We start from the raw sequence: 9,305 nt of genomic DNA, 5'->3' as shown, positions 1-9,305 counted from the left end.
CACTCCTCGCGCTCACGATGCCACCCCCGCCGTGCGGTAGCCCGCGCCGACCACCGTCTCGATCAACGGCGGGTCGCCCAGCTTCTTGCGCAGCGTCATCACCGTCACCCGGACGATCGTGGTGAACGGGTCGGTGTTGGCGTCCCAGACCCGTTCCAGCAGCTCCTCGCTGGAGACCACCGCGCCGCGCGCCTTGAGCAGCTCGCAGAGCACGCCGAACTCCTTGTTGGTCAGGTCGACCGGCTGCCCGCCCCGGGTGGCGACCCGGCGCGCCGGGTCGAGCACCAGGTCGGCGAGCTCCAGCACCGGCGGCGCGGCCGGGGTGGCCCGGCGGCCGAGCGCCTGCACCCGGGCGACCAGCTCGTCGAAGGCGAACGGCTTCGGCAGGTAGTCGTCCGCGCCGAGCTGCAAGCCCTCGACCCGGTCGGCGACCGTGCCGCTGGCGGTCAGCATCAACACCCGGGTGAGCGTGCCGGAGGCGGCCAGCTCCGCGCAGATCTGGTCGCCGTGCACGCCCGGCAGGTCCCGGTCCAGCACCACCACGTCGTAGCGGGTGACGAACGCCATCTCGTGGCCGCTGTCGCCGTCGTAGGCGACGTCCACCGCCATGCCCCGCTTGCGCAACCCCCGCGCGATCGCGTCGGCGAGATTGCGCTCGTCCTCGACCACCAGTACCCGCATCCCGGCCTCCTCGCGCCCCGACCACCCGACAACCTAGTGCCGGCCGCCAACCCGGGCCGCACCCGCCGTCCGCGCCGGCCACCGTTGCAGAAAAGCTTCGTCGTACGCGATGCTTCCGGCAGCAACCTTCGCAACGGACGGGGAGACGCATGACCCACGCGGCGCCGACGGCCGACCGGGACGTCGCCTACCGGGGCTTCCGTCTCCCCGACGACGCGGACCGGGGGGTCCTGGCCGGGCTGCGCGCCGGCCCCCGCGGCCTCGAACTGGCCGACCCGGTCGACCGGCTCGACCACACCGACGCCGAGGGCCGCACCCGCCGGTACGTCGCGGGCAGCTGGACCTCCCCGCCCGTGCCGGCGGGCTTCGCCGTGCGCGACATCGTGCCCTCGTGGACGGGCCTGACCCCGGGCGGCTGCTGGCTGCGGGTGCAGCTGCGCGGCTGGCACGCCGACGCACCGGCCACCGGATGGTACGTCCTCGGCGACTGGGCCGCCGCCGACGACGACTTCCGCCGTACCTCGCTGCCGGGGCAGCGCGACGCCGACGCCCGGGTGGACACGGACACCCTCGTCGTGACGGGCGCGACCGTCACCGGTTGGCAGGTCCGGGTGACCCTGCTCCGGCCGGCCGACGCCGACGACGGCACGACGCCGGTGCTGCGTACGGTCGGGGCGGTCGCCTCCGGCGCGCGGCCGGCGGCGGACGACCGGCCCGCGGCCGAGGGACCACCGCCCGGGGCGACCCCACGCGGCGCGGACACCCGGGCCGGCACGGGCGCGGCGGCGCCGGCGGGAGTCGCCGCCACGACGCCGGCCGCCTGGGGCACGGTGCTGGACGTGCCCCGCTACTCGCAGCGGCTGCACGCCGGCGCGCACCCGCAGTGGGGCGGCGGCGGGGACTCCTGGTGCAGCCCCACCTGCACGTCGATGGTGCTCGCCTTCTGGGGCGCCGCCCCCGCCCCGGACCGGTACGCCTGGGTGACCCCGGTCGGCCCCCGCCCGGTCGTGGTGCACGCCGCCCGGCACTGCTACGACCACGCCTACGCCGGGGCCGGCAACTGGCCGTTCAACACCGCGTACGCCGGACTGCACGGCGTGGACGCGTTCGTCACCCGGCTGCGCTCGCTGACCGAGGCGGAGTCGTTCGTGGCCGCCGGTCTCCCGCTGATCGTCTCCGCCGCGTTCACCGCCGGCCAGGTGCCGGGGCTCGACTACGACACCGCCGGACACCTGATGGTGCTGGTGGGCTTCACCGACACCGGCGCGCCGGTGCTCAACGACCCGTACGCCCCGGACGACGAGGCGGTGCGCCGCACCGTCGACCGGGACCGGTTCGAGGCCGCCTGGCAGGGCGGCAGCGGCGGGGTGGCGTACGTGCTCCGGCCGCCCGGCGTGCCGCTGCCCCCGGCGCCGGCACAGCCCAACTGGTGACCCGGCGGCGCGGGCGGGCGACGGAACGGCGTGCGGGGGCCTCAACCGCCGAACCGCCAGACGCCGATGTCGCCGCTGCGCAGCCGGCACAGCACGGCGTCCGTGCCGCCCCGACACTCCCCGGAGGCGTCCCGCAGCACGTCGACCACCCGGGCGCGACCGGCCGCGACGTCCAGCTCGCCGACCACCAGCCCGCCGCCGGACACGGCCGGCCGCACGGCGAGCAGCCGGTCGCCGTCGTGCCACGGCATGAGCTGCCACGCGCCCAGGTCGGCGACCTGCCGACCGGTCGCCGCGTCGAGCACGACGAACCGCTCCCCCGCCGGCCCGGAGCCGAGCGCGAGCAGCCGCCCGGCCCGCCCGGCGAGCACCCCCATCCACCCGTCGGCGGTCCAGCGGACCGCCCCGGTGGCCGGGTCGAGCACGCGGAACCCCCCGGGCTCCGCGCCGACGCAGAGCAGCCCGCCGCACTCGCTCACGTGGTCGACGGGGGGCAGGCGCACCTGCCAGCGCGGCCGGAGCCCGTCCAGCCCGTAGGCGCTGAGCACGCCGGCCCGGGGCCGCACGAGCAGCAGCAGGTCGTCGGTGACCACCACCTGGCCGAACGCGGGCTGACCTTCCGGGCGCAGGTCGGCGGTGTGCAGCACGTCGCCCGAGCGGGGGTCGCGCACCTGCGTCGCGCCGTCGGCGGCGACCAGCACGACCCGCTCGACCCGGCCGTCGCGGACGCCGAGGTGCAGCCCCTCCGGCGACGTCGGCACCGACCAGAGCGCCCGCCCCGAGGCCGGATCCACCGACCGCACGGAGTCGGCGGTCTGCACCAGCAGCAGCCCGGCCGCGCCCGACGGGTAGCCGGGCTGCCGCCAGCGTTCCCGGCCGGTGGCGAGGTCGAGGGCGATCGTCTCGCCGAAACCCTGCTCCCCGGTGGCGGAGAAGAGCGTCACCCCGCCCGTGGACCGCACCTGCCAGAGCCGTCCCGGCGCCACGACGGCGGCGCGCCACAGCGGAGCCGGCGCCCGGTCGCCGGTGGGCGCCCGCTCGGGTAGCGCGTACGCGCGCACCTCGGCGGCGCCCTCGGGCGCCCCCTCCGCCGGGTCGACCACGAAGACGTGCCCGGCGTCGAGGAACGCCTGGGACCCGACGCGGCCCGGCACGACGACCGAGACCCGCTCCCGCACCGGCGCGGCCCCCGCCACGGTGGCCACGAGCAACGCGAGCACCAGCGCCACCCGCAGCGGCCGCCCGACGGCGCGGGGCGGGCGGGGCAGCGACGCCGCGCCGTCCGGCTCGTCGCGCAGCTCGCCGAGGTCGATGACCGTCACGTGCCGTCCTCCCCGTCGCGCCCGCGCCCGGACCGGCAAACCGGCCGGGAACGCACCGGCTGCGGCAAAAGCGACGCATCCGCGCCTGTACGATGGCGCGTCGTGGCCGTGCCGGTGGTAGATACCTCGCTGAACTCCGTCTCCGAGTCCGTGGCGGCAGAGCCGTCGCGGCGCCCCCGGTGGAGGCCGGCCCGCGCCGACGTACTGGCCATCGGAGCCTATGTCCTGCTCGGCGTTCTCGTGTGCCTGAACTACTGGGTGGACGTGCAGAACCGGGTGTCGTCGCACCTGCCCACCGACCACAGCTGGTTCGAGTGGCTCTTCTCGCACGGCGCGTACTCGGTGCGGCACCTGGAGAACCCGCTGTTCACCGAGCGGCAGAACGCCCCGGACGGGGTGAACATGATGGCGAACACCTCGCTGCTCGGGGTGACGCTGCCGCTGGCGCCGCTGACCATGCTCCTCGGCCCGCAGGTCGTGTACGCGCTCTACCTGGGCGCCGCGCTGGCCGCCACCGCCGGCACGTCGTACTGGGTGCTGTCGCGGCACGTGGTGCGCTCCCGCGCGGGGGCCTTCGTCGGCGGCGCGTTCCTCGGCTTCGCGCCCGGCATCGTGCACCACGCCAACGGCCAGCCCAACTTCGTCTCGAACTTCCTGCTGCCGCTGATCGTGCTGCGGGTGTTCCGGCTCGGCGAGGCCGGCCGGTGGCGGCGCAACGGCGTCGTGCTCGGGCTGCTGGTGGCGTACCAGATCTTCATCAACGAGGAGATGCTGCTGCTGACCGCGCTGGCCTGCCTGGTCGCCGTGGTCGCGTACGCCGTCATGCGCCCGGCGCGGACGCGCGCGGTGGCGGGCACCTTCGCCGCCGCCCTCGGCGTCGGCGGCGGGCTGGCCCTGCTGCTGACCGCCTACCCGATCTGGTTCCAGTTCAACGGCCCGCAGGCCTACCGGGGCCTGCAGGGCGGCGTCTTCCACAGCTGGGGCGAGGACCTGGCGGCCTTCGTCACCTTCGCCCGCGACACCCTCGTCGGCGACGAGGCCGTGGAGAGGACCATCGGGCTCACCGAGCAGAACACCTGGTTCGGCTGGCCGCTGGTGCTGCTGTCGGTGGTGGCGCTGGCGCTGCTGGTCCGCCGCTCGCTCACCGCCCGGATCCTCGCCGTGCTGGTGGTGGTCTTCACGGTGGGCTCGATCGGCCCGAAGGTGCGCCTCAACGGCGTGGAGACCGAGACCGACGGCCCGTGGGCGTACATCCCGGACGACGTGCCGCTGCTCGAGATGATGATGCCCACCCGGCTGGCCCTCGTGGTGACCGCGGCCCTCGGCGTGCTGCTCGCCCTGGCCTGGGACGCGGTGGCCCGCTTCGGCCGCGCGACCGCGCCGGCCCCCCGCTCCGGCGACGACGACGCCGCCGACGCCGCCGGGCCGCGCCGGCGCTGGCTGCGTCCGGTCGGGTACGCGGCCGTCGCGCTCGCCGTCCTGCCGCTCGTCCCGCGCCCGCTGCCGGCGCAGCCAGTGGAGCCCCCGCCGCGCTTCGTCACCGCCGGCGGCTGGCGCCCGTACGTGCCGGAGGGCCGGACCCTGGTGCCGGTGCCGATCCCGAGCAACGTGCACGGCCTGTCCACGCTGCGCTGGAGCGCCCTGACGCAGCACGCGTTCCCGATCCCCGGCGGCTACTTCATCGGCCCGAACGAGCTGGGCGAGGGGGTCTTCGGCGCCCCGAACCGGCCGACCAGCAGCCTGATCTACCGCACGATGGACGCGGGCGAGGTGCCTGCGCTCACCGAGGAGAACCGTCGCCAGGCGGTCGAGGACCTGCGCTTCTGGCGGGCGTCCGTGGTCGTCCTCGGCGCGCACCCGCGCGAGGCGGTCCTCCGCGAGCTGGTGACCGGGCTGATCGGCCCGCCGCAGCGCGTCGACGACGTCTGGCTCTGGGACGTCCGTCCCCTGGTCGGCTGACCCGTCACCCGACCAGCGGGCGCACGTCCCAGACGTGGGCGCCGGCGACCTCGCGGCCGGGGCCGAGGAGCGCGTCGACCGTACGCCGCACCGGGTCGCCGTGGTGCAGTCCACCCTGGACCACCACGGCGGCGCGCCAGTGCCGCAGGTCCTCCACCGCCTGGCGGCGGTCGGCGTCGGTGACCGCCGGCACCTCGCCGGTCTCGGCCACCCGGCGCAGCAGCGCGGCCGTGGGCCGGTCCGGCGCGCCCCACCGGGCGGTCGGGTCGTCGGCGGCCCGGGGCCCGATGAAGTAGCCGCCCGGCGTGGGAAACGCCAGCCCGGTGCGCGCCGACCAGAGCATCGCCGGGCTGATCCCGGCGCCGGTCACCGGCGGCACCGGCACCAGCGTCCGCCCCGGCGCGACGTACTCCCGCCAGCCGCCCTCGGCCACGAACGCCGGCACCGGCCGGGCCGGCACCGTCCGGATCGGCGTGGGGAACAGCGGCAGCAGCGCGGCGGCCACCGCCCCGCCCCAGAGCAACCGCACCGGCGCCCCGCCGGCCGTCCTCCCCGCCTCCGCGCCGGTGCCCGTCGCCACCGTTGCCGGCGCGCCCCCGACGGCGGTCGACGCCTCCGTTCCCGGCGCGCCCCCGACGGCGGCCGTCATCGCCGGTCCCGACGCGCCCCCGGCGGCGCGGAGCCGGTCCAGGGAGAGGGCGAGCAGGATGCCCAGCACCGGCACGCAGACCAGCGGGAAGCGCGCCGGCACCGCGAGGTCGAGCAGCGGCAGCTCGGCGACCAGCCGGTACGGCCCGGGAATGCCGGTGGGCGTGCCGTCCAGGCGCACCTGCCCGCCCAGCGAGAGCAGCGCGAACAGCACCCCGCAGACGGCAAGCGCGCGGACCAACGGCCGACGCCACAGCCAGATCACGATCACCACGGAGAGCACCAGCAGCCCCGGCCCGAAGAACGAGTTCTCCTCGGTCGGGTTCGGCGCCAGCAGGCCGGGCAGGTGGTCGTCGCCGAGCACGGTCTGCCGGGCCGACGCGGTGAACGACGCGGCGTCGAGCTGGTAGCCGTACGCGTGGAACGGCATCCCCCGGTAGTGGCCCGGGCCGAAGAACTGGAACCACAGCGGGTACGCCAGCAGCGGCAGCGACACCGCCACCCCGATCCCGAGCCGGGCGAGCAGCGCCGGCCCCAGCCGACGGGCCGCCGTCCGGTCGGCCGCCGCGTACGCGAGCGCGAACGTCCCGGCGGCCAGCACCAGGAACACCAGCACCTCCTCGCCGAGGAAGACCTGGTACGCCACCAGCAGCCCGAGCAGCGTCCCGTGCCGCCACACCCGGCGCGGATCCGGGTGGAACACCAGCGCCAGGATCGCCGGCACCAGGAACTGCGCCGCCATGTGCAGGTGCGCGCCGGCCTGCGCGACCATGCCGGGGGCGAAGCCGCAGAACAGCCCGCCGACGGCCGCCGCCAGCCGGGAGTCGACCAGCCGGCGGCGCAGCAGCACGTACCAGGCGGTCGCCGTGCCGGCGAGGCAGCCGACCACGGCCACCAGGAACGCGACCTGCGAGCCGAACAGCAGGGTGACCGGGGTCAGCGGCACGCCCAGGCCGAGCACCGAGGTGTTGGCCATCAGGTTGACCCCGTCCGGGGCGTTCAGCGCGGAGCTGTGCAGCGGGTTCTCCAGCGCCGTCACCGCCCGGGCGGCGCGGGCCAGCATCCACTCGAAGAGGATCTGGTCGCCCGCCTGGTGGAACAGCCGCCCCGGCCGCCCCCACTGGCCGACGGTCAGCAGCACCGCGAGGGCGAGATAGCCGGCGACGACCAGCGCGTCGGCGGCGGGCACCGGCCGCCGGCGCGGGCGCCGGTCGGGTGCCGCGTCGACGGTGCCGGGCGCCGTCGGGGCCGCCATCAGGCTCGCTGGTCGGTCAACGCCCGGACGTCCCACACCCAGACGTCCAGCTCGCGGCGGCCGGGGCCGACCAGCTGCTCGACGGTGCGCCGCAGCGGCTCGGCGTGGTGCTGGTCGACCGGGAGCACGAGGATCGCCGCCCGCCAGTGCCGCAGCTCGTCGAGCGACCGGCGGCGCTGGCGGTCGTCCAGTTTGGGGATACGGCCGGTCGAGGCGACCTCCTCCAGCAACTTCCCCACCCCGCTGGGCCGGCCACCGAAGCGGCCGGGGTCACCGGTGTTGCCGTTGCGCGGGGCCAGGAAGTAGCCGCCGGGAATCTTGAAGTCGAGGTTGGTGGAGGCGGCCCAGCGCATGCCGTGCGTGTGACCCATGTTCGGCACCGGGATCGGCACCAGGGTCTGGTCGGGCCCGACGTAGCCGCGCCACCGGTCGGCGGTGATGAAGTCCGGCACCGGCGGGCGGGAGGTCACCTTCAGCGGCATCGGCGCGATCGGCAGCAGCGCGAGGACGAGCCCGGCGGCGGTGAGCGTACGCAGCGTCCGGGGCTCGACCGGCAGCGCCCGCGACCGCTCGACGGCCAGCGCCAGCAGGATGCCGATCACCACGCTGGTGATGAGGCCGAACCGGGTCGGCACCACCGCGTCGAGCAGCGGCAGCCGGACCAGCCACTCCCACGGCCCGGTGATCAGCTCCCGGTCCCACCAGGACACCCGCTCGCCGAGGGAGAGCACGGCGAAGAACACCCCGGTCACGGCGAGCGCCCGGACCAGCAGCTCCCGCCGCAGCCACGCCACGATGCCGACGGCGATCAGCGAGAGGCTCCAGCCGAAGAAGGCGTTCTCCTCGGAGTAGTTCGGCGCGAGGTTGATGTTCGCCCGCTGGTTGCCGCCGATCGTCGGCGAGCCGGGGGCGAAGAAGGCCGCGATGTCGTTGCCGTAGTCGCGTACCGCGTCGCTCAGCCCGTGGTACGCCATCGGCCCGGCGAACTGGACGTAGAGCGGGTACGCCAGCAGCGACCCGGCGACCACGGTGCAGATCGCCAGGGCCTTCGCCAGCGGCCGCCACGCCGCCGACCAGAGCGCCGGCCGCTGGGCGAGCACGGCGAGCAGGAACACCCCGCAGGCGAGCGCGGTGAAGAGCAGGATCTCCTCGTTGATGAACGCCTGGACGGTCACCAGCAGGGCGAGCACCAGCCCGTCCCGCCAGGGCCGCCGGGACCGGGTGATGACCAGCACCCGCCAGACGATGAACGGCAGCAGGAACTGCGAAATGATGTTGGGATGCCAGTTGGCGTGCGACAGCATCGCCGGCGAGAACCCGCAGAACCAGCCGCCGACCGCCGCCGCCAGCGGGCTGCGCACGACGTGCCGGGAGAGCACGAAGTACCAGGCCGAGGCGGTGCCGGCGAGCGCGAGCGTGACCAGCACCACGAAGGTCACGGCCGGGCCGAAGAGCAGGGTCACCGGCACCATCGGGATGCCCAGCGCGAGGATGGCCGTGTTGGCCATCAGGTTGACCCCGTCGGGATAGTTGAACTGCTCGGTGAAGAACGGAAACTCGCCGTGCAGCACGACGCGTACCGAGTGGGCGAGGAAGAACTGCACCTGGGCCGGGTCGCTGCTGTAGAGCGAGGCCACCCGGCCCGCCGGGTCCACCCAGATCTGGCTGGTCACCCAGACGGCGGCCAGCAGGAACAGGCCGAAGACCACCAGGTCGGTCCGCCGCCGGGCCCAGCGCCGCGGCCTGGCGCCCTCGGCCCCGCCCTCGCCCTTCGACGACGTCCCGCCGCCGGCCGTGGCCCCTGCGGCATCGCCCCCGGTGACGTCGCCCGCCGGGGGCGCGGCCGCCTCGGCCTCCGTGACGCCACCCGCCGCCGACGTGGTGTGCCCCGTCGGCGACGTCGCCTGACCCGCCGGGGGCGGGCGGCCGGGTGTTCCGCGACCTGACCCGGCTCTCGGCCGCGCGGATCCCCACGGTCAGCGTGGTCTTCGGCAACGCCACCGCCGG

6 protein-coding genes are annotated in these 9,305 nt (G+C 75.9%); 2 read left to right on the top strand and 4 right to left on the bottom strand.

Features of this window, described 5'->3' with window-relative positions; all coding sequences use genetic code 11:
* Positions 1–12 precede the first annotated feature (12 nt).
* Positions 13–681 carry a response regulator transcription factor gene (locus ACWENR_RS16725; protein WP_452277882.1) on the bottom strand — a complete coding sequence of 223 codons (669 nt, stop codon included), beginning with the start codon at positions 679–681 and terminating at the stop codon, positions 13–15.
* A gap of 149 nt (positions 682–830) precedes the next feature.
* Here ACWENR_RS16725 and ACWENR_RS16720 point away from each other — a divergent pair, with 149 nt between their 5' ends.
* Positions 831–2,114, top strand: coding sequence for a peptidase C39 family protein (locus tag ACWENR_RS16720; RefSeq protein WP_452277881.1), 1,284 nt, complete (start codon positions 831–833; stop codon positions 2,112–2,114).
* A 41-nt stretch (positions 2,115–2,155) separates the two neighbouring features.
* Here ACWENR_RS16720 and ACWENR_RS16715 read toward each other — a convergent pair whose 3' ends face one another.
* On the bottom strand, positions 2,156–3,436 hold the full coding sequence (locus tag ACWENR_RS16715) for an outer membrane protein assembly factor BamB family protein (RefSeq protein ID WP_452277880.1): 1,281 nt from the start codon (positions 3,434–3,436) through the stop codon (positions 2,156–2,158).
* A gap of 108 nt (positions 3,437–3,544) precedes the next feature.
* On the opposite strand from ACWENR_RS16715, the gene ACWENR_RS16710 reads away from it, so the two are divergent.
* Complete coding sequence (locus ACWENR_RS16710; protein WP_452277903.1) at positions 3,545–5,395, top strand: hypothetical protein; 1,851 nt, start codon at positions 3,545–3,547, stop codon at positions 5,393–5,395.
* Positions 5,396–5,399: 4 nt separating this feature from the next.
* Here the strand turns inward: ACWENR_RS16710 and ACWENR_RS16705 are convergent, their stop codons facing one another.
* Positions 5,400–7,298, bottom strand: a complete 1,899-nt coding sequence (locus ACWENR_RS16705) for a hypothetical protein (RefSeq protein WP_452277879.1) — start codon at positions 7,296–7,298, stop codon at positions 5,400–5,402.
* Positions 7,298–9,010, bottom strand: a complete 1,713-nt coding sequence (locus tag ACWENR_RS16700) for a hypothetical protein (protein WP_452277902.1) — start codon at positions 9,008–9,010, stop codon at positions 7,298–7,300. The genes ACWENR_RS16705 and ACWENR_RS16700 overlap by 1 nt, the downstream gene beginning before the upstream one ends.
* Positions 9,011–9,305 lie beyond the last annotated feature (295 nt).

The sequence above is a fragment of the Micromonospora sp. NPDC004336 genome (assembly GCF_053602615.1).
The sequence above is the reverse complement of the archived record's forward strand: the minus strand, read 5'-3'. Positions and strand labels throughout refer to the sequence as shown.

Bases quoted from the DNA above. Each gene is read 5' to 3' on its own strand.
- ACWENR_RS16725 (WP_452277882.1), bottom strand. From the start codon at position 681: ATGCGGGTACTGGTGGTCGAGGACGAGCGCAATCTCGCCGACGCGATC.
- ACWENR_RS16720 (WP_452277881.1), top strand. From the start codon at position 831: ATGACCCACGCGGCGCCGACGGCCGACCGGGACGTCGCCTACCGGGGC.
- ACWENR_RS16705 (WP_452277879.1), bottom strand. From the start codon at position 7,298: ATGGCGGCCCCGACGGCGCCCGGCACCGTCGACGCGGCACCCGACCGG.